Here is a 21686-nt window from a genome sequence, read left to right as displayed (position 1 = left end):
GCGGAAAGCGGATTCGAACGTTCGCCCGGCTATTTCAGGACTGCGGGATCTCCTGCGCCGGGCAGGTGTGCAGTACGGCCTGCATGGCGGTTTTCTCGTTGGAGGTGACACTGAGCGAGTATTTCGCCTTCACACCGATCTGCCGCGCCACGTACTCGCAGCGGTAGGCGCTGTTGGTAGGCAGCCAGTAGGCGGCCGAGGCGGAGCCTTTCGCCTGGTTGGCGGGACCGTCCACGGCGAGCAGATTGTAGGGGTCGTTCGCGAACGCGTACCGTTTGCTGGCATCCCATGCAAAGGCACCGGAACGCCATGCGTTCTCCAATGCCACCACATGGTCGATCTGCACGGCCGAGCTGGTCCTCACGCCACGGGTGAATCGGATGGTCTTGCCGGTGTAGGGGTCGTGCAGCACGCCGCCAGCCACGATGCACGACCCGCGGTATTTGTACGTCACGTCCGTCAGGTCGCGGGCGAGGATGTCCTCGCGCACATCGCAGCCGTCGTTGTTCGCGTCGGTTTTGCGGAAGCCGAACAGGTCGCGGTCGTAGCCAGCAGGTTTCGCGCCATCATCGACCTTCAGCGCATCCAGCGCATCCGCCGCCGGACCGCTGGCCGTATGCTCGCCGGTGATCTCGGCCACCTGCGGGCTGAGCTTGGTCAGCAGGATCGCGGCGCAGCTGCCGATGATGATGGCGGCAAGAAGCATCACCAGCGTACGGAACCAGCTGGCGGAGGTGTCGATCAGGCGGCGTGGAAAACGCGAACGTCGGCTCATGGCATCCTTTGCAAATCCGGTTGTGCGCCCGATATGTCCGGCATATCGGGCATATCACGCGCATCAGGCGCATCGGGCGTGCGGAAGTATCGGGCGATCAGGCGTAGGTGAAGGTCATCGGATCGTGGCCGGCACGGGTCGGGCCATCCAGGGCGTCGATCGCGGCATGCTCGTCGGCGGTGAGGGCGAAGCCGAACAGATCGAGGTTCTCCTTCTGACGTTCAACGTGCACGGACTTGGGGATGATGATCGTGCCGTTCTCGATATGCCAGCGCAGGATCACCTGTGCCGGAGAGACGCCGTGCGCGGCGGCGATGCGTTCGATGGTGCCGTTGCCGGCGTTGAGATCGGCGCCACGGGCCATGGGCGAATACGCCTCGACGGCGATGCCATGCTCCTTGCAGTAGGCGACCACCTCGCGCTGCTGCCACGTGGGGTGCAGCTCGATCTGGTTCACGGCCGGGTATTCGCCGGTCTCCTTGTGCAGACGCTCCAGATGTTCCGGCAGGAAGTTGCACACGCCGAGCGTCTTCACACGGCCTTCGGCACGGAATTCGTCGAACGCCTTCCATGTCTCGCCGCTGCGCCAGTCGAACGGGGTCGGCCAATGCAGCATGTACATGTCCACATAATCCAGCTGCAGCAGGCCAAGCTGACGGTCGAACGCCTTGCGCGCGGAATCATACCCCTGTTCGGAATCACGCAGCTTGGTGGTGACCCACAGGCTCCGGCGCTTCTCGCCGGTGGTGTATCCTGCGGCGGCGAGCGCACGGCCCACACCGCCCTCGTTGTTGTAGCCAGCGGCACCGTCGATATGACGGTAGCCCGCCTCCAACGCGCTTTCAACCACCGGGGTCACGCCGTCATCGTCGATGCGCAGTACGCCAAGGCCGATCTGCGGGATGGCGTTGCCGTCGCTCAACGTGATGTCGGGGACTTCGTTGGGATTGGGATGCTGGTTCGTCATCGTTGCTCCTTCATTTCGGTATGGAACGGCCCGGCTGGCACCGGGCCCGCGCTTCCGCTCATACGCGACCGTCTCGTTCCGCCGGCTTTCCTGATATGCGGCTCTGCAGTGCAGTCTATGCCACAGCCGGGAGGATGCGCAGACCGAACCGCGTTCAACGCGTGGTGGCGCGGGCGATCACGCGCGAGGGGATGCTGATATGTTCCGGGGCGACCTCACGTCCGGCGATGCGCATCAGCATGCGCTCGCCGACCTTCGGCACGATCACGTCGAATCGGGGGTCCATGGTGGTCAGCGGCGGTTGCAGATACGCCGCCTCCTCGATGTTGTCGAATCCGATTACCTGCACCTGGCCGGGCACGCTGATGCCGTTCGCGGCCAATGCCGACAGCACGCCGATGGCCAGCTGATCGTTGAACGCCACCACGCCGTCGAATTCCCTGCCCGCATCAAGCAGCTGCTGCACGGCCTTGTATCCGCAGCCGATGGCCCAATCGCCGCCGTCGACCACCAGTTCCGGGTCAAGTTGCGCGCCATGCTCATGGCAGGCTTCGATCACGCCGCGCAGTCGCAGACCGGCATTGCCGTCGGTGGCGGTGAGCGCGGCCTGTTCGTCGTATGTTCCACGGCTGCCAACCACGGCCAGTCGCCGTGCGCCGCGTTCGAAGAGGTAGGAGGCGGCCGTACGCGAGGCTTGCACATCGTCGCAGGCCACGTGGTCGCATACGCCCCGCACGTCACGTGCACCGACCGTGACCAGCGGGTAGTCCACGCTCAGATCACGAGCCGTCAGGTCCTCGTCCTCCGACATCGACAGAATCAACCCGTCGGACACCGTGGTGTTGAAATCACGCAGCAGCTCGCGCGCGCCCCGGGCGTTCTCCCCTCCGTAGGTGACGACGTACACCAGATAGCCGTCCGTTCTGGCCTGTTCGATGACCCGGTTGGCGAGTTCCGCGAGATACGGCGGCGTGAGCATCGGCACCGCGAGTGTGATGACACCGGTGCTGTTGCGGTTCAGGTTTCGCGCCGACACGTTGACGCGGTACCCGAGCCGGCGGATGACCTCCTGCACGCGCGCCCTGGTTTCGTTGGACATGCGCCCGGCGTCGTTGATGACGTTGGAGGCGGTTTTGAGCGAGACGCCGGCCTCCTGCGCCACATCACGCAACGTGACGCGCTTTCTGCCGGATTCCATCTCGCTCAATACCGCCTCCATGTCATTGGCCTCGTTCGGGCCACCGGGTGCGCCGGGCCTGTGCCGCCCGGCTCGCTACTGCCGATTGTATCGTTTCACCACGAGCACGCCGTTGCGGTGGATGACGTAGCTTTCCGGCTCCGCGCCCTCGTCGCACTGGAAACGGTATACGACCTCGCCGTCGACGCCGGTCACGGTGGTCTCGTGCTTGCCGCGCGGCAGATAGAAATCGAAGACCGCTTCGGCATTGGCGCGCTCGGTGTGCAGTGTCGTGACCGGATCGTAGCTGGGGCCGTCACCAGTTGCCGCAGAACCGTCAATCAGCTGGCTACCGATGAACGCGGCGATATCGGCGACGTTCAGATCGCAGCCGACGAAATAGGCCGTGCCCTTGCCGTACGGGTTGCGCGTGATCGCGGCGGTGCCGTCCAGCTCCCATTCGTCGGCCTGTTCGCCGGCGTAGGTGGCCAGCACCTCCACGTCGGTGCCGTCCACGTCGATGTCGTTCTGCCACAGGCGCGTGACCATGCCGTTGGACAGGCGGATCTCACTGGGCTCGCCCGCAGCCTCGGCACCGAGAATGTTGAATTCCTCGCCGCGAATGCCCAGCATGCCGCGCAGCACGCCGTCACCGGCACCCGGGTAGCCGCCCAGCCAGGTGTGGAAGTTCTCATCGATCAGACCGGTCGCATAGCCGACCACCACGGTGCCGCCGTCGCGCACGAAACGTTCCAGACGCGCGGTGTCGTCGGCGCTCAGCATGAGCACGGTGGGCAACACCACCGTCGTGTAGCCGCTCCAGTCGTATTTCAGCGGCACGATGTCGGCACGTGTTCCGGCGTCGAGGAACGCACGGTACCAGTCGCGCACGTCGTGCCAATGGTTGAGCTTCTTGCTCGGCAGCGTCTCGCTGCGTGTGGCCCACTCGGATTCGGCGCTGAACAGGATCGCCGTATCGGCGGCCACCAGCTCGGTGCCCTGCACACCGGCATCGCCAAGCGTCCTGAGCGCGGCACCCAGCTCGCACACGTTGCGGTACAGCTTCGTGTTCTCGCCGGCATGGGGCACCATCGCGGAATGGAAGGACTCGGCGCCGAATGCGGAGGCGCGCCACTGGAAGAAGTTGATGGCGTCCGCGCCCATGGCCACATGCGCCACGGAATCGCGCACGGTCTCGCCCTTGCGCTTGCGCACATTGAGGTCCTTCCACTGCACGGCCGACGTGGAATGCTCCATCACATACCACGGCTTGCCCAATGCCAGGGAGTCCATCAGCGCATCGGAGCAGAACAGCTCGTCGATATGCGATTCGCCCTCGTGGAAATAGTGATCGTTGGACACGAAATCGACCTCACCGGCCCAGTCGGCGTAATCCATGCAGCACTGGTCGGTGGAGACCATGAAGTTCGTGGTGAACGGCTTGCTGGGGCAAATCTCGGCGATGGCGTCGCGTTCGGCCTTGTAGAAGTCGAGCAGCATATCGTTGCCGAACCGTTCGAAGTCGAGCTTCTGACCGGGGTTCACCATGGAGTCGGCACCCATGAAGCGCGGGATGAGCACTTCGTCGAAGCCGTTCATCTCCTGCCCCCAGAACGTGGTGCCCCAGGCGGCGTTGAGGGCGTCGATGGTGCCGTACTTGCGCTCGCACCATGCGCGGAAGGCGTGCAGCGCGTTGTCGCAGTAGTCGTAGCGGTTGTTCCAACCGTATTCGTTGCCCATATGCCATGCGGTGACGTAGGGGTTCTCGCCGTAGCGTTCGGCCAGTTTGCGGCACAGCGTGAGCGCATATTCCTTGAATACCGGGCTGGTGGGGCTCCACGACTGGCGTGAGCCGGCGTTGACGGGGTGACCGAATTTGTCGTGCGGCAGGACCTCGGGGTGCTGCTCGTACAGCCACAGCGGCGCGGTGGCGGTGGCGGAGGCCAGATCGACGGCGATGCCGGCCTTGCCGAGCTTGTCGATGATGCGGTCGAGCCAGCCGAATTCCCAGCGGTGTTCTTCCGGCTGGATGCGGTCCCAGCTGAAGATGGCGAGGGCGACGGTGTTGACGCCGGCCTGTTTCATCAGCCGGATGTCGTCGTCCCACACGTCTTCCGACCACTGGTCGGGGTTGTAGTCACCGCCGAATGCAATGCCACGACCTGATTCGGTCAGCAGCGACGGCCAGCGGAATGTTCTGCGATGTGCCATGAGTCCGTTCCTTTGCAATCTCATTGCGTCCAAGTGGTACAACTGTGTATCAAGTGCTATGGTACACGGTTGTACCACCTGCTGTCAAACGATGATGACCGCACACACCTCTTAACGCAAAAGCGCCGACCCGTACCAATCGGGTCGGCGTTCATAGTGGTTACGGGCGACACACAATGCATCGCCCGTACAGTCCATTCGGCTACAGACTGATCACCTGATCGGCGATCCGCATGGCGGAGGCGCGATGGGACACCAGCACCACGGCCCTGCCGCCATGGCCGGAATTATGCCCGGAACCACGCCCGGAGCCGTGACCGGAATGCTTGCGATCATGCTCATCCCCATGCACCAGCGCGTCGATGGAGCAGAGGATGATCGCCTCATTCAAGGCATCGAGCCGGCTGGTGGGCTCGTCGAACAGCACCAGATCAGCGTCGCGCAGGAACACCCGCGCCAGGCCGATACGCTGGCGTTCGCCTTCGGAAAGCCTGTCGCCCAACTCCCCCACCGGCGTATCGAAGCCTTCGGGCAGCGATTCGATGAGCTCAAGCGCGGAGGCCTTGCGGCACGCCTCACGCAAGCGTTCCTCAAGAGCACCGTCTTGCTTCGACCGCTTCGCCCGTTCCTCCGCACCGTTGGCCGCATCGGTCAACGTTCCGGCATCGGCAATAGCCAGCATCAGGTTGTCCCGAATCGTGCCGTCGAACAGATGTGTCTCCTGCCCCATCAACGTCTGCACCCGGCGGCGATGATGTGCGTCGATCTTCGGCAGCGGCTGATTGGACAGACGCACCTCGCCGGACTGCGGGTCCCAATAGCGCATGAGCAGCTTGATCGTCGTCGACTTGCCCCTGCCGGATGGCCCCTGCACACCGAGAATGCCATGCTTGGGCACGGTAAGCGAGAAGTCGTTGAGCACCGGCGCGGCGTCGGGCGAGTACGAGAACGTGACGTGATCCATCGCCATGCCCTTGTACCGCGGCCTGGCATGGCCTTCCTCCTTCACGGCCGGCGTCTCGTCCATCAACGAGAACAGGCGGCGTGCGGAGGCGAAGGTCTGACTGAGGTTCGCCGGCAATGCGGCGAGTGCCAGCGTGGGGCCGAAAGAGCTGGCAATAAGCACGAATGCTGTCATCAACGAACCGATGGAACCACCTTGGGCGATCATGGCCAAGGCCACACCTGCCCCGCCCAGGGTGAACAGCATGACCAGCATGCCGCCGATGCCGGAGAACAACGCATTGCGCCTGCTGAGCTTCGCATGTTCGCGCCATAGGCTCCTGGTGCGCTTCTCGATGCGTTCGGCGCGGTCTTCGCCACGGCCGAAGCGGATGATCTCGCCGAGACCGCGCATATCGTCCATCATCACGTTGTCAAGCTCGCTCGCCTGCCCGCGGATGCCCGGACCAAGCCCACGCACGCTCACGGAGAAGACCTTCGGTACGATGACGCCGATGACCAGATGCGCCGCAAACAGCAGCAATGCCATCCAGGGGCTCAGCGTCAGGGCGACCACCACCGCGACCACCGTGGTGACCACCGCGATCACCACCGGCGAGATGGTGTGCGCAAAGAAGATCTCCAGCAGTTCCACATCCGTGGTGAGCATGGCGATGAGGTCGCCCTTGCCATGCCCGGCGAGCTTCGCCGGAGCCAAGCGGCGCAGGGCGGCGAACGCCTTGGAACGGAACAGCGCCAGCAGTCGGAAGGCGACGTTGTGATTGAGGTACTGTTCGACATACCTGAGCACGCCGCGTGTCACCGCGCATACCGCCATCAGCGTCACCGCCAACGCCACCGGCATGCCCCACACCGGTTTGCCGGCCAGAGCGAACAATGCGGCCACACCGAACACCGGTAGGAACATCGCCGCAAGATGCCCGACCGTTCCGGCCACGGATGCGGCCGTCATCAGCCCGGCAAGAGGCTTCGCCTCGCCCAGTAGACGGGACACGACCTGGAAGGTGGAGTAATGCGGCGAATCGCCGTTCTTCCCCTTCGTCTGCGAACCGTTCGAAGAGCGCGCTCCAGAACCGGCATCGGTGAAATCGGAGAACGCGAAGGCGGAATCGTCCGTCCCCGAACTCACATCCGCGAACCGCTCCACCTCGCGCTGCGCGTCATACAGCTTCGCATAGGCGCCACCGGTAGCCATCAGTCCGACATGCGAGCCGGTTTCCACCACATGACCATGATCGAGCACCACCACATGGTCGGCACGTTCCGCGTTCGCCATGCGATGCGTGATCATGATCACCGTACGATGCTTGCGATGGGCCAGATCATGGATGGTCTGCAGAATCAGGTTCTCGCTTTCCACATCCACGCTGCTGGTCGCCTCATCAAACACGTATACCGGGCTGTCGTGCAGCAATGCGCGTGCGATGGCGATGCGCTGGCGCTGGCCGCCCGAAAGATTCGCCGCATCCGGTTCGATCACCATGTCGAGCTCACCCGGCTGGCTGTGGACGAACCCGGCGACGCGCGCCTCGATCAGCGCGTTCCACATCGCCTTCTCGCTGGCCTTCGGATTGGCCAGCAGCATGTTCTCGCGCAGGGTGCCCGCGAACAGGTGGCTGTGGGCGCCCACCAACGTGACCGTTCGCGACAATGTTTCCGGCGAAAGGCCGGAAAGTTCGGTGCCGTTGACGATAATCGACCCGGCATACCCGGAACGCATGCCGGCCAGCAATGCCGCGGCAGTGGACTTGCCGGAGCCCGATACGCCGACGATGGCGGTGAGCTGGCCCGGGGCCGCATAGAAGGACGCGTCGTCGAGTGCGGGCTTGTGACGCTTGCCGGACTCATAGGCGTAGCTTACGGAATCGAAGGCGATGGCGACGATGGACTTGCCTACACCGGCCAACGTGCCCTCGCCGCGCTTGGACTCCGGGGCATCGAGCAATACGAAGATGCGCTTGCTCGACGTCATGCCGTTCATGGCCACATGGAAGTACGATCCCAGCTGCCGCAGCGGGATGAAGAAGTCGGCGGACAGCAGCACGATGAGCACCACCGAGGCCACGCTCAGCGTCTTGGTCGTGGCGAACTGCCAAAGCGCCACGCCGATGCCCGCGGCGGTACCGCCGTACGCCACCAGATCCATGGCGGAGAGCGACCGCAGCTGGATCTGCAGCACCTTCATGGTCATCACGCGGAACCGCTCGGCCTTCTCGTCCAAATCGCGGGCCGCACGGCCATCGGCATCGAAGGCCTTCAACGTCTCAAGGCCCTGAAGATCGTCAAGGAACGCCGCGCCCATATCGGTGTACCGGCCCCAATACTGTTTGAACGCACGGGATGCGCTCATCGCCACCAGGCCTACGATCAGCACGATCAGCGGCGCACACACCAGCAGCGTCAACGCAGTGGGCATGTTCAGCGGCGCGACCACCGTGAACAGCGTGATCGGCGCCAGCACCGCATAGAACACCTGTGGCACGAACAATTCGAAAAAGCTCTGTATTTGTTCCACTCCCTCGCCGGCGGACTGCACGATGTCCGACGTGTTCACGCGCGTGGAATACGAGGGACCGAGCGCAAGCATCTTCCGGTACAACTTGCTTCGCAGGGCGAGTTTGACGCGTTCCGCCGCCTCGGTGCCCAGATGCGCCGCAGTGACCGTGGCAAGATAGCGCACGACGACGCAGGAAGTCAGGATCCATGCGAACGGCGGATTGTCGGTGCCCTGCAACCACGGTGCAAGTACATCGCCGAACAACGCCACGGCCGTGACCATGAATACAATGTCGGCCAACAGGCCAAGCCACTGGCAGATGACCTTGCCGACGATGAGCCTGGTGACCCCCGGGACCAGTCGGAACAACCGCTTATCGAACATATCTACCCATTTCTGTCATATCGACGGCCATAGCGGCAGCCGCGGCCGTTTCGGCATGGAAATGCTAACGCCCGTCTTCACTGTAATGAAGACGGGCGTCACGAGCAACAATCCGCTGTCGGATTCACAAGCATCTTACAAGCTCAGGAACAGCTCGTGGATGCGGGTGTCATCGGTGAGTTCCGGATGGAACGCGGTGGCGAGGATCTTGCCCTGACGCAGACCGACCACATTGCCGTCGACCTCGGTCTCGACGGTCGCCTTATCGCCGACGGACACCACGAACGGCCCACGGATGAACACCAGCGGGAAGTCCTTGATGTCGCCGAAGTCAGCGGTGGCCGCGAAGGAACCCAGCTGACGGCCGTACGCGTTGCGACGCACCACGGCGTCGAGCGCACCGAAGTAGACATTGCTGTCGTTGTCGAGCTTCTTCGCCAGCAGAATCATGCCCGCGCAGGTGCCGAACGTCGGCTTGCCCGCGGCGATGTGCCTGGCGATCGGTTCGAACAGGCCGGCGGAGTGCAGCAGCTTGCCCTGCGTGGTGCTTTCGCCGCCGGGCAGAATCACGCGATCGATGGACTCGTCGAAGTCTTCTGCCGCACGCAGCAGCTTCCACGGCGCACCGAGCTTGTCGAGCATGGCGGCGTGCTCGGCGAATGCGCCTTGCACCGCCAGAATGCCGGTCACGCCATGCTTGACGGATTCCACGTCTTCGGATTCTTCTTTGGAGATATATTCAACAGCTACGACCATATGCGTTTCCCTAATATCGCTTGCGTACGCGAGCGGGCAGCGTCTCCGCTGCCCGTCCTCGCAAGAATGACTATGGACGATGGATCATTCGCCGCGAGCGGCCATGATGGTTTCGATTTCGTCCTCGTTGATGCCGACCATGGCCTCGCCCAGGTTGGCGGAGAGCTCGGCCAGCAGATCGGCGTCCTGCCAGTTGGCGGTCGCCTTGACGATGGCGGCTGCGCGCTTAGCCGGATCGCCGGACTTGAAGATGCCGGAGCCGACGAACACGCCTTCGGCGCCGAGTTCCATCATCAGGGCGGCATCGGCCGGGGTGGCCACGCCACCGGCGGCGAAGTTCACGACGGGCAGACGGCCATTGTCGTGCACGTACTTGGCCAGATCGTACGGAACGGCCAGCTGCTTGGCGGCCTCGTACACCTCGTCGTCGCGCAGGGAGACGAGCTCGTGGATCTGCTTGTTCATGGTACGCATGTGACGCACGGCCTGGATCACATCACCGGTGCCCGGCTCGCCCTTGGTACGGATCATCGCGGCGCCTTCGGCGATACGACGCAAGGCCTCGCCCAGGTTCTTGGCACCGCACACGAACGGCACGTCGAACTGGTTCTTGTCGATGTGGTACACGTCGTCGGCCGGGCTCAGCACCTCGGACTCGTCGATGTAATCGATGTCAATGGCCTGCAGGATGCGGGCTTCGGCGATATGGCCGATGCGGACCTTGGCCATCACCGGGATGGACACGGCTTCCTGGATGCCGCGGATCATCGCCGGGTCGCTCATACGGCTCACGCCGCCGGCGGCACGGATGTCGGCGGGGATGCGCTCCAGCGCCATGACCGCGCAGGCACCGGCATCTTCGGCGATATGTGCCTGCTCCGGGGTCGTGACATCCATGATCACGCCACCCTTGAGCATCTGGGCAAGGTTCTTGTTCAGTTCGTTACGGTTCTCGGCCACAATCGTTCCCTTCGATTTCCTGAAATGGCTGTCCTTCCTCATGCTAGGGGAAACAAGCCTCCCAGCACGCATTACGACCACATTGTAATGTGCAAAGGCACCGTTGTGTTACGCGCTCCCACCAATCAGACCAAGCAGCACCATCCATCGGTTGCGCACCCGTCCATTCCGTACCGCACAAAACACCCGCCAGGTTTTTGGAGCGCCCCACAATGCACGGCAACCTACGCAAGCGTAACCTTGGAAGGAAGTGCGGCACAACCGCCACGGACACAAAGAAAGTGCAGACAGCTATGCTCTCCGAATACACCACGCCCGGCGCATCAATCGAACTGGACGACAACCAGACCATCTACTCGCTGCTCACACAGCGCATCGAACGTACCGGCGAAGACACGGTGATCGCGGCAAAGAAGCTCGGTCCCGGCCGCTGGCAGAACATCACCACCGGCGAATTCCATGCATCCGTCATCTCCGCGGCGAAGGGCCTGATCGCGCTCGGCATCGCCAAGGGCGACGCGGTGACGATCTTCTCCGCGACCCGTCTCGAATGGGGCATCCTCGACTTCGCCCTGGCCGCCGTGGGCGCGGTAAGCGTGCCGATCTACGACACCGACTCCGCATCCCAGGCCCAGCGCATCATGAACGATTCCGCGGTCAAGCTCGCCATCGCCGACAACCGCGAGCGCTACGACCGCCTCGATTCCGTCAAGGACAACTGCCCGGCGTTGAAGCAGATCCTCATGATCGACGGCAACGCCTTGGGTGCGTTGGAGGGTCTTGGCGTGGCGGTCTCCGACGAGGAGCTTGCCGAACGGGCCGCTTCGGTGCATATCGATGATTTGGCGACCATCGTGTACACATCCGGTTCCACCGGCTTGCCGAAGGGTGTCGAGCTCACGCACCGCAATTTCGTAAGCATCACCCTCGCCGCCAGCCAGGCCCTGCATGAGATGATTCTCGATGACCACCCGCGCCTGCTGCTGTTCCTGCCATTGGCGCACTGCTTCGCCCGCTTCATCCAGTACGCTTCGATCGCTTCCGATGACGGCGTGGTCGGCTATCTGCCGGATACGAAGTCGCTGCTGCCGGATCTGCGTAGCTTCGGCCCGACCTATCTGCTGGGCGTGCCGCGCGTGTTCGAGAAGGTATACAACGCTGCCTCGCACAAGGCGGGCATGGGTTTCAAGGGCCGGCTGTTCCTCAAGGCGGCCGAGGCCGCACGCGTGTGGAGCCGCAAGGAGCAGGCCGGCGAATCGCATACCCTCGGCGAGATCGCGGAACATGCCAAGTACGAGGCGCTGGTGTATCACACCGTGCGTAGCGCCCTTGGCCCGAATATTCGCTATGTGGCGTGCGGCGGCGCTCCGCTCTCCCTTGATCTGGCGCATTTCTACAACGGCATCGGTCTGCCGATGATCCAGGGCTATGGCATGACCGAAACCGCGGCACCGTTCGCCGCCACCCGTGTCGACGACAATGTGATCGGTACGGTCGGTCAGCCCGCCCCCGGTTCCTCCGTGCGTATCAGCGAAGACGGCGAATTGCAGGTCAAGGGCCCGAACGTGTTCCGTGGCTACCATAATCTGCCGGAGAAGACGGCCGAGGTGTTCACCGAGGACGGCTGGCTGCGCACCGGCGACCTGGCAAGCATCGACGATGCCGGCCGTATCGCCATCACGGGGCGCAAGAAGGACATCATCATTACCGCGGGCGGCAAGAACGTCTCCCCCATCCCGCTGGAGGAGGAGATCAGCAAGTGCCCGATCGTGGAGCATGCCGTGGTGGTAGGCGATCAGAGGCCGTTCATCGGCGCGTTGATCACGCTTGATCCGGATGCGCTGGCGCAGTGGCTGCCGAAGCATAATCTGTCCGCCGATACGCCGTTGGATCGTGTGGCGCTGAACGCCGCGGTGCATGACGAGATCCAGAAGTATGTGGATACGGCGAACGCCACGGTGTCCCGCGCCGAATCGGTGCGTAAGTTCGTGGTGCTCGATACGCAGTTCACGCAGGAGAACAAGTGCCTGACGCCGAGTCTGAAGATCGTGCGCCCGGCGGTGAACCGCGTGTTCGCCGAGGTGATCGACCGCGATCTCTATGGCGGTAAGCGCTGAGCCTGCCGGCTGCTTGGCCCTAATCCCCTATCTCTCCTCTATATTGCGTGTGCCCTGCGGCATCGGTGATATCCGATGCCGCAGGGCACACGTTTGTTGTTTTGTGCTTCGCGCTACTGGCGAGTTCAGCCGCGTTTACTGGTTCTTGCCACTGCTCTGGCCGCCGGTGGTACCAGTTCCGGTGTTGCTTGAGTTTGTTCCAGTGCTGCTGCCAGAGCTGTTTCCGTTGCCGTTACCATTGTCATTCTGGCTGCCGCCCTGGGAGCTGCCAGTCCCCTTGCCGCCGTCAGTCTTGGTATCGGAACCGGAAGTATCGCCTCCGGTGGTTCCGGCGCCTTGCTGGCCCGACTGCGTTCCGGATTGCTGGCCGCCGGTATTGTCGTTGTAGTACTGGTACTGGCTATTGTCGTACGTGCCGTTCCCGTAGCCATACCCGTAGGTGTTGTAGCCGTAGGTGCCGGACGTCGAGGAATCCGTATCGTAACCGTTATTGCTCTGGCTTTGCGATGTCGCGGAGCTCATGGAATCATTCACCTCGTCGCTTGCGGAGTTCAGCGCGGAGATGGCGTCGGTGATGGCGGCATCATCGGAGCTGTTTTTCGAGATCAATGCGTTCGCGGCGTCGATCGCCTTTTGCAACGCGGTACGGGTGGATTCGTCGCTCACCATGCCCTGGCTGCTATCCATCAGCTTCTGGGCGGCGGCGACCGTATCCTTCAGCGTCTGCAGATCCTTGACCGCCTTGCTGGACGATACCGCGTTCACGGCTTTGCGCAGCGACTTGGTGCTGTCGGTCATGTCGCCGATCTGTTCGTTCATCGCCTTCGCATTGGTCTGCAACACCGACGTGGACTGTTTCGCGGCACAACTCGGTGCCGAGGAGAACTGCTTGGCAAGATCCAGCTGCTGCTTCAGCTGTTTGATTGTCTTGCTGTCGCCGACCTGCGATTCGCTGACGGACTGCAGGTTCTTGGCACTGGCCAGGGCTTTGTCCAGGTCTTTCTTCGCACTGTTGTACTGCTCGGCGGCCTTGACACAATCGCTCACCGCCGCTTCGTGACGCGAGGACTGGCCGGCACGCCACAATACGACAGCACCTGCCACTATCGCGATCACCACCACGATGGCAATCAGCACGACGGCGACCGTACGGCCCTTGCCCTTGCTGCCATGGGAATTGCCTGACTTGGAAGACTTGGAGGATTGACGGGAACGGCGCGAAGTTTTCTCGTCCGAATCTGTACCGGCCGCTGCAGCAGAGGTTTTCTTCGCCGTCTGACCAGCATCCGCGCCGACAAGGGACTGACGGGAAGTCAATACAGCGGTCTGCTGTGCGTCGTTGCCGGACACCTGACCATTGCGTCCATTACGTTCATCATGCTGCACTGTTTCAGATGGCACGGACGGCAGGAACACCGCATTGGGCACCGCCTGCCCCGGCACGCTGCCGGTTGCGTCGTCCTGTGTTGAGGATGATTCGTCGGCAGGTTCTTCATTGCTGCTCTTCGATCCCCGCACACCGCGCTTCGGTGCCGCGTGACGCGGCCCCTTCTGATCGATCTCATCGGCGAAACTCGGGAATGTGAGTGGCTGGAAATCCCAGGAAGTATCGACTATATCGCCCGATACGGCAGGCGATGCAACATGCTTATCCTGTCCGTTCGTCTTCTGCTGCTTCTGTACCGCCGGAAAACTGAGATTCAGGGGCTCTCCCGTGAATTTCTGCTCGTCCATGTACTCGCCTTACGCTCTTTTCTCATTTTGCCACCAGGCACGCTTTACAAGTTACTTTAGTCGAATACGAGGAAGCATACCCAACCCATATCGTTTCTGTTCACATACCGCAATATTTGTTGTCGGCATGAGAACATCACCGCCGTTCGCATATAACAAAGTGGCACCCACCTTGCGATGGATGCCACCCCGCTACATTTGCCTGCGATATCAGGTTCAGTGCTTCCTGCCGCGTCTGGAGCTGCGGCGAGGACTGTCGTCGTAATAGTAGTAGTACGCGCCCTTATGTTCCTTCTTCGGATTGGCGAAGTTGAATACAAAGCCCAGCACCGGCACCTTGGCCGTACGCAGCGATTCGGCGATCTCGTCTAGGCTCTTCTTCCTGCAGATGCCACGTGCGGTGACGAGAATCACGCCGTTGGTCCAGCTGCCGAACACGACGGCATCGTTGGAAACGGTGAGCGGCGCGGTGTCGATAATCACATAGTCGTATTGCAGCAGCGCCTGATCGACCAGCATCTTCATCATGTCGGAATTCAGCAGCAGGCTGGCGTTGGCCGGGCGCTTGCCCGCCGGGAGGATGTGCAGGTTGGGTTTCCAATAGTTCTGCACCACATCCACCGGGGTCATCTGTCCGGACAGCACGTGCGCCAGGCCGACATTGCCTTCAATGCCCAAGTGGTGAGCCACGGAGGGATGACGCAAATCGGCATCGATAAGCAGCACCCTCGCACCATTCTCCGCCAGGACCGCCGCGGTATTGACGGCTGTAGTGGTCTTGCCTTCGCTGGCGGAAGTGGAGGAGATGACCAGCAGCTGGCCCCTTCCCTCCTCCTGGTTGACCTGCAGGAATTTGATATTCGACCGAATGCGACGGTATTCCTCGGTTATAGGGCCATTGGGCTCAGCGATGATGATTGGGCGCGTACCCTCCAAAACATCATTCTTAGGAATGGATCCCAGCGCCGAAGCATGGACAATGCTTCGCACATCGGAGGTCTCCTCGACCTTGGTGCTCAAGAGATCCTTCACCAAGGCGGCAAAGATACCGATAATCAAACCGAGAACCAAGCCTGCCGCAATGCACAGCTTTTTATTGGGAGCGCTGGGCTCCTGCGGCACGACGGCCCGCTGCACCACCGTCAATGTAATGGGGGAGGCGACGCCTTTGGCATACAGATCATGCTCAACGATGTCACTCAACGAATCCGCCACCGCATTGGCTATAGTTGCTGACTGATCCGCGGCACCGGCAGTCGCTGTAATATTCACAAATGCCGTATTCGAGGGATTCGTTACAGATAGTCGACTTCCCAATTCTTTTACGGACATATCGAGATTCAGCTTCGCAATGACCGGCTTCAACACCGTTTCCGTAGTAGCCAGGGTCGGGTAGGACTTGATCTGATTTGATACATAGGTACCGCCAGTATTCTGCTGGTTGATATCGCCGGCATTCCCGCTGTCCTGCGAGGAATTATATGTGGCGATTATCTGAGCTGTAGCAGAGTACTGGGGAGAGGCAAGAAAAGCATAGCCTCCGGCAACAGCGACCACAGCCACAAAGCAGATCACAGCCGTGACGATATGCTTGCGAATGATTGCGAACAGATCCGCAAATGTAATGCCTGAAGACCTGCCGACCGAATCGTTCTGTTCGGTTTCCTGTTTTTCGTTCTCTTCAGCCACAGCGTTCCTTCCCTGTCTTCCTCGCTCAAAGTGTAACAATGCCCTCAAACCAATAGGGCTTGAGGGCATTGCTGTCGGAACAATCAGGCGTTCTTCTTACGGCCGCGCTTCTTCATGGTGCCGGAGATCGCAGCGTCGATGTTGAAAACAATGACCTTTTCTTCGGCGTGAACTGTGCCGGAGACGGACTTGTAGGCGACTTCACCTTCCGGAGCCTGCGGAAGTTCGAAATACTTGTGCAGAGCCTCAAGCACTGCGGCTTCTTTGATGTTCACGGAAGTGGACTGCTTGCCTTCCGGCTTGCTGAACTTCACCGCATTGGAGCTTTTCGCATTGCACGCCTGCAACGCGATCTGACGGGTCTTGTCGTTGATGAGAATCTTGACGTAAGCGGGGTAACCCAGATCTGCGGCCGTCGCCTTGTTGAACCGGACAACGGAATCGGTGACCGTCATTACCGCTTTCCCGGTCGGAACGGACATATTGATCTCTTCAAATCCTTGAAGCAGTGCCATAGCTTTCCTTTTCTTTTGAAAATTGCGTTTTTCAGCCAAAGGCGTTCAACAAACAATTCTCATTACAATATGTAAAAAACTTTTTTCATGTTTATTTAACACCATTTTCTACCAATAAGACAAATTATGTTATGGCAAATAGCTCATAGCGCATAATGGGTAATTAAAAAAACGGGCGAGATTCCAGCCTTTACACGCTGAAGTCTCGCCCGCAATTCATTGATTCATTAATTTTCGACAGCGCAGTTGGGAATCACGTCGCCGATGAATTGTCCGCCGGCCACGGCCATGCTCGACCCGGTCGCGTAGTAGTACTTGCCGCCGTTGTCGTCCCACGACCTGCCGTCCGTGAACGCGACCTTGACCTTCGCGCCCTTCGTGTCGGCGATCGTGAGCCTCCACCAGCCGTCGCACGCCCGCGTCAGCTGGGCCTTCGAGCCGGACTGCTGCGGGCTGGAGTACACGCGCCAGTTCGCCTTCACCGTGGACCACGAGGACGGGGCCTTGTACCACACCGTCATCGGCTGCTTCTCCGACGACTGGCAGGACGGGGCGGACGAGGACACCTCGCCGCCGGACACCGCCATCACGGAGCCGGACGCGTAGTAGTACTTGCCGGAGTTGTCGTCCCACGACCTGCCGTCCGTGAACGCGACCTTGACCTTCGCGCCCTTCGTGTCGGCGATCGTGAGCCTCCACCAGCCGTCGCAGTACTGCTCCAGCTTCGCGCCGGACGCGGCCTGCTGCGGGCTCGAGAACACCCTGTAGTTCGCCTTCACGCTCTTCCACGAGGACGGGGCCTTGTAGTACACCGTCATCGGCCGGGCCGGGGACGGCACGTCCTCGACCGTGACCTCGACGACCGCGGTCCTGCCGCCCGCCTTCGCGGTGACCTTCGCGGTGCCGGCCTTCACGCCGGTGACCTTGCCGGACTTGTCCACGCTCGCCACGGCCGCGTTCGAGCTGGACCACGCCACGGTCCTGTCCGTCGCGTTGCTCGGGCTCACCGTCGCCGACAGCTGCGCGGACGCGCCCTTCTTCAGGCTCAGCTTCCCGCCGCTCACGCCGGAGCCGGAGACCGACACCGACGTCACCGGAATGTTGGCCGATTCACAGGTAACCGATGCCAAAGAGGACGAACTGCCGTCCCAGCGCACCGTGCCGCCGTTGTAGGTGATGCCAGCCTGCTGCGCTCCCGGATACTGGTTGGATCCGCCATCGGTGAAGATCACCTTCGCGTTCGAGGTAAAACCTTCGGGGATCTCATACTTGTAGCCGCTCTGACCACAGGTATCGGTGCCAGAGATAGCCGTCATGGCCACGCCGGGCCAAGCCGCGTTGTTCTTCGCGCTTGCACCGTCGCCGGTGTAGACGTACGCGTACATCTTGCTCCAGCCGGAGGGCTTCGTAGCGTAGATGACGTTCTTCGCCACAGGTGCGACGCCAGTCAGCGTCAACGTGATGGTATCGCTCTTATCGCCCGCCTTGGCGGTGATCTTCACGGTTCCGGCCTTGAGACCTGTGACCTTGCCAGTGGAATCGACTGTGGCGACAGAAGTGTCGGAAGAGCTCCAAGTCACGTTGGTGCGCTTGCCTGCTGGATCAGTAGTCACATCGGCAGCCAGCTGGACGCTCTGTGTGGTGGAGAGATCCATGGATGTCGCTCCGGAAACCTTGACTCCGGTGACATTGATATTCCTCCAATGGCAAGGTTCCTTGGAGTTGATGTAGCAGTCCGGATCCAGTTTGTTCTTCTTGAACCATGCTTGGCAATCCTTGTCACACGGGCTTTCGGTGCCGTCGTTCGGATCATAGGTCGGGTCGCCGTACTTGGTGTAGGAATACGTGTGCTTGATGGCTTCGCCGTCAGCGCCGGTGCCCTTCACTGTGACCGTCACTACTTCGTCGGACTTGGCCTTGGCACCGATCTTGATGGTGTCGCCGTCCTTGTAGGAGCCGGACTGCCCATCGGACGTGGTGTAGGTGGTGTCGGAGGCTTGGTAGGAACGCAGCGTAATCAGCTTGGATTCTCCAGGAATGGTGCCCTTGTTCGGGTATGCCTCGGCGGTGGAGACCTTGCCGGAACGGGTCTTGTTGGAGAATGCGGCGATGGACTTCGCCTTCACGGAGCCGGAAGCGACTTTGCCGCCGGACACGGTGATGGTGGAGCCGGTGACCTCATCGGTGTAGGTGCCGTTGGCGAGCTTGGTGGACTGCCCGGCAAGGTTCTTCTCCGCGCCGTTCGCGTTGGCCACGACCATACCGTCCTGTGCGGAGGAACCGGCATAGCGTTCCACCATCAGGCAGTTGTCGTCACCGCAGTTGGAGACGTTGGAGGCTTCGCCCACCATGGCGTTGCGGAAGTGATTCACCGCAACGACCTCCGGATCCTTCCACAGGTCGGAGCCGGCGTCGCCGAGCTTGGAATTCTCGGTGAACGGACCGCTGCCGTCGGCATAAGTGCCCTTACCGCCGGTGCCGTAGGTGCCACCGTCCTTGTACGGACGGTCGAAGAACAGGCTCATGCCGTTCTTCTGTGCGGTCACGCCGGCCCAGCCGTACTTGATCCACTCATCAGACAGTTCCTGTGGGATATTGGCTTCGCCATTGGCGAAGTTATCGTGCGATTCGACCCAATTCACGGACTTATCTTCGGTCACCTTGCTATGGGAAGTGAAGTGACTTGCGCCGAGGTTCTTGAACTGCACGGCGTTGCGCACTTCATGGCCGTAGCTGGAATCGGTGATGCCGCCTCCGCCAACAGAGCTGCTGTTGAACAGGTTTGCATAGTCGGCTTCGCGGACGTTGGCGTCCTCAAGCACTTCGCCGTACTGGTACTGGGCGCCGTTCTTCAAAATGGTGTCCCAATAATGGGATTGCTTGCCGCCAAACACCTCATCGGAGAGTTCGATGTGCTTGGCCGCATCATAACGGAAGCCATCGGCGCCATCGGCCACGGTCTGCTTGAGCAGGTCGGCCATGCCCTGGGTGACGGTGTCGTCCTGGGTGTTCAGATCCCACAGGCCGGAAAGCTTGTGCTGGGTGCAATCCTCACGGTTGTTGTAATCGGAGATCTGCTTGTCTTCATGGAAGTAGCTCTTGTTCTGCCACTTCTTGGCGATCACGTCGAAATCGGACGTGAAGTGGTTGGACACGGAATCGACGATGATGCGCAGACCATACTGGTGGGCCATCTTGCACATTTCCTTGAACTCGTCTTCCGAACCGACCACATAGTTGCCGATGGACATGTCGGTGGGCTGGTACACGTAGTACCAGTTGAGATACCAGTTACCGGTGCCGAGCTTGCGGTTGTCCTTGATCTTGACGATCGGCTCGGTCTGGATGGAGGTGTAGCCGGCCTTGGCGATATCCGGAATGTTCTCCATGATGGTCTTGAACGACCATTCGAAGGCATGCAGGGTGGCGCCGTCCTTCATGTCCTTGGGCAGACCGTACTTCTTACGCGCGGCTTCGAAGGTCGGATTGCCTACGGTATCGGAATAGCTGTCTCGTGTCGCAGTGGAGGCTTGGGCTTCCGGCGTGACCGCCGTGCCCAGCGTGAGCCCGGCGAGCAGCGTCGTCGCGGCTGCGGCAAAGGCTACGGCCTTCTTGCTGAGATGAGCAAGCGTCGCTGATTGTTTCATTCTCTTCCTTGGTTATAGTGTTTGGTTGTTGATATGGGCAAGGGCCCAACTCTTCACATGAGGAGTCAGGCCCTTGCAGACTGCGTAGCATCTACTTCTTGGAAGTCACCGCGCAGTTCGGCATGATGCCGCCGATGAATTGTCCGCCGGCCACGGCCATGCTCGACCCGGTCGCGTAGTAGTACTTGCCGCCGTTGTCGTCCCACGACCTGCCGTCCGTGAACGCGACCTTGACCTTCGCGCCCTTCGTGTCGGCGATCGTGAGCCTCCACCAGCCGTCGCACGCCCGCGTCAGCTGGGCCTTCGAGCCGGACTGCTGCGGGCTGGAGTACACGCGCCAGTTCGCCTTCACCGTGGACCACGAGGACGGGGCCTTGTACCACACCGTCATCGGCTGCTTCTCCGACGACTGGCAGGACGGGGCGGACGAGGACACCTCGCCGCCGGACACCGCCATCACGGAGCCGGACGCGTAGTAGTACTTGCCGGAGTTGTCGTCCCACGACCTGCCGTCCGTGAACGCGACCTTGACCTTCGCGCCCTTCGTGTCGGCGATCGTGAGCCTCCACCAGCCGTCGCAGTACTGCTCCAGCTTCGCGCCGGACGCGGCCTGCTGCGGGCTCGAGAACACCCTGTAGTTCGCCTTCACGCTCTTCCACGAGGACGGGGCCTTGTAGTACACCGTCATCGGCCGGGCCGGGGACGGCACGTCCTCGACCGTGACCTCGACGACCGCGGTCCTGCCGCCCGCCTTCGCGGTGACCTTCGCGGTGCCGGCCTTCACGCCGGTGACCTTGCCGGACTTGTCCACGCTCGCCACGGCCGCGTTCGAGCTGGACCACGCCACGGTCCTGTCCGTCGCGTTCGACGGGCTCACCGTCGCCGACAGCTGCGCGGACGCGCCCTTCTTCAGGCTCAGCTTCCCGCCGCTCACGCCGGAGCCGGAGACCGACACCGACGTCACCGGGACATCAGTCGGGCAGTCAAGTGCGGGCAGAGCGGCAGTAGCGCCGTCCCACTTGACGATGCCGCCGTTGTAGGTGATGCCCGGTTCGCGAGACCCCGGCAGCTGCTGGGATCCGCCGTCGTTGAAGATCACCTTCGCGTCCTTGGCCAGGTTGGTCGGTACCACGTACTTGTACGCGTTGGACTGATGGCAACCATCCGTGGCGGTCGTGGCGGTCATCTTCACGCCGGGCCAAGCCGCGTTGTTCACCGCGGTGGCGCCGTCACCCGTGTACACGTACGCGTACAGGTCGCCCCAGCCGGAGGGCTTGGCGGCGTAGATGGTGTT

Annotated in this window: 13 protein-coding genes; 1 reads left to right on the top strand and 12 read right to left on the bottom strand. The window is 61.7% G+C overall.

The features are described from left to right. Positions 1–34: 34 nt before the first annotated feature. The 7 genes from G1C98_RS01180 to pdxS all read right to left on the bottom strand — a co-directional run bounded on the left by G1C98_RS01180 (position 35) and on the right by pdxS (position 10690). Positions 35–775 carry an HNH endonuclease family protein gene (locus G1C98_RS01180; RefSeq protein WP_169078477.1) on the bottom strand — a complete coding sequence of 247 codons (741 nt, stop codon included), beginning with the start codon at positions 773–775 and terminating at the stop codon, positions 35–37. A 97-nt stretch (positions 776–872) separates the two neighbouring features. Continuing rightward, a complete protein-coding gene (locus G1C98_RS01175; RefSeq protein ID WP_169078475.1) occupies positions 873–1742 on the bottom strand; it encodes an aldo/keto reductase in 870 nt (289 codons plus the stop codon). Positions 1743–1896: 154 nt separating this feature from the next. Continuing rightward, a complete protein-coding gene (locus tag G1C98_RS01170) occupies positions 1897–2949 on the bottom strand; it encodes a LacI family DNA-binding transcriptional regulator (RefSeq protein ID WP_169078473.1) in 1053 nt (350 codons plus the stop codon). 66 nt (positions 2950–3015) lie between these two features. Next, entirely contained in the window at positions 3016–5130 is a 2115-nt protein-coding gene (locus G1C98_RS01165) for a beta-galactosidase (protein WP_169078471.1), read from the bottom strand. 202 nt (positions 5131–5332) lie between these two features. Continuing rightward, positions 5333–8974: a thiol reductant ABC exporter subunit CydD/CydC gene (locus G1C98_RS01160; RefSeq protein ID WP_169078469.1), complete on the bottom strand. Its 3642-nt coding sequence runs from the start codon at positions 8972–8974 to the stop codon at positions 5333–5335. A gap of 135 nt (positions 8975–9109) precedes the next feature. Beyond that, a complete protein-coding gene (pdxT, locus tag G1C98_RS01155) occupies positions 9110–9730 on the bottom strand; it encodes a pyridoxal 5'-phosphate synthase glutaminase subunit PdxT (protein ID WP_169078467.1) in 621 nt (206 codons plus the stop codon). An 84-nt stretch (positions 9731–9814) separates the two neighbouring features. Continuing rightward, a complete protein-coding gene (pdxS, locus tag G1C98_RS01150) occupies positions 9815–10690 on the bottom strand; it encodes a pyridoxal 5'-phosphate synthase lyase subunit PdxS (protein ID WP_033508909.1) in 876 nt (291 codons plus the stop codon). Positions 10691–10983: 293 nt separating this feature from the next. On the opposite strand from pdxS, the gene G1C98_RS01145 reads away from it, so the two are divergent. Next, positions 10984–12807 (top strand): AMP-dependent synthetase/ligase, encoded by a 1824-nt coding sequence (locus tag G1C98_RS01145; protein WP_169078698.1) that lies wholly within the window; start codon positions 10984–10986, stop codon positions 12805–12807. Positions 12808–12942: 135 nt separating this feature from the next. Here the strand turns inward: G1C98_RS01145 and G1C98_RS01140 are convergent, their stop codons facing one another. From G1C98_RS01140 to G1C98_RS01120, 5 genes are all read right to left on the bottom strand, one after another. Beyond that, the gene (locus tag G1C98_RS01140) at positions 12943–14541 is read right to left on the bottom strand and encodes a hypothetical protein (protein ID WP_169078465.1); all 1599 of its coding nucleotides are present in this window, start codon (positions 14539–14541) and stop codon (positions 12943–12945) included. A gap of 216 nt (positions 14542–14757) precedes the next feature. Continuing rightward, positions 14758–16167: a tyrosine-protein kinase domain-containing protein gene (locus G1C98_RS01135; protein WP_335341273.1), complete on the bottom strand. Its 1410-nt coding sequence runs from the start codon at positions 16165–16167 to the stop codon at positions 14758–14760. 146 nt (positions 16168–16313) lie between these two features. Beyond that, positions 16314–16745: a hypothetical protein gene (locus G1C98_RS01130; protein ID WP_169078461.1), complete on the bottom strand. Its 432-nt coding sequence runs from the start codon at positions 16743–16745 to the stop codon at positions 16314–16316. A 227-nt stretch (positions 16746–16972) separates the two neighbouring features. Continuing rightward, positions 16973–20392: an Ig-like domain-containing protein gene (locus tag G1C98_RS01125; RefSeq protein ID WP_169078459.1), complete on the bottom strand. Its 3420-nt coding sequence runs from the start codon at positions 20390–20392 to the stop codon at positions 16973–16975. Positions 20393–20483: 91 nt separating this feature from the next. After that, on the bottom strand, positions 20484–21686 hold a 1203-nt coding region (locus G1C98_RS01120), incomplete at its 5' end, for a starch-binding protein (protein ID WP_169078457.1).

Origin of the sequence: Bifidobacterium erythrocebi, from assembly GCF_012932675.1 — a bacterium.
Lineage (GTDB): Bacteria > Actinomycetota > Actinomycetes > Actinomycetales > Bifidobacteriaceae > Bifidobacterium > Bifidobacterium erythrocebi.
This window is presented reverse-complemented; position numbering and strand designations above follow the sequence as displayed.

What these genes read in the sequence shown, in the direction of transcription:
- G1C98_RS01125 (WP_169078459.1), bottom strand. Translation starts at nt 20,392, where the DNA reads ATGAAACAATCAGCGACGCTTGCTCATCTCAGCAAGAAGGCCGTAGCC.
- G1C98_RS01130 (WP_169078461.1), bottom strand. Translation starts at nt 16,745, where the DNA reads ATGGCACTGCTTCAAGGATTTGAAGAGATCAATATGTCCGTTCCGACC.
- G1C98_RS01145 (WP_169078698.1), top strand. Translation starts at nt 10,984, where the DNA reads ATGCTCTCCGAATACACCACGCCCGGCGCATCAATCGAACTGGACGAC.
- G1C98_RS01160 (WP_169078469.1), bottom strand. Translation starts at nt 8,974, where the DNA reads ATGTTCGATAAGCGGTTGTTCCGACTGGTCCCGGGGGTCACCAGGCTC.
- pdxT (WP_169078467.1), bottom strand. Translation starts at nt 9,730, where the DNA reads ATGGTCGTAGCTGTTGAATATATCTCCAAAGAAGAATCCGAAGACGTG.
- G1C98_RS01165 (WP_169078471.1), bottom strand. Translation starts at nt 5,130, where the DNA reads ATGGCACATCGCAGAACATTCCGCTGGCCGTCGCTGCTGACCGAATCA.
- G1C98_RS01180 (WP_169078477.1), bottom strand. Translation starts at nt 775, where the DNA reads ATGAGCCGACGTTCGCGTTTTCCACGCCGCCTGATCGACACCTCCGCC.
- G1C98_RS01175 (WP_169078475.1), bottom strand. Translation starts at nt 1,742, where the DNA reads ATGACGAACCAGCATCCCAATCCCAACGAAGTCCCCGACATCACGTTG.
- G1C98_RS01140 (WP_169078465.1), bottom strand. Translation starts at nt 14,541, where the DNA reads ATGGACGAGCAGAAATTCACGGGAGAGCCCCTGAATCTCAGTTTTCCG.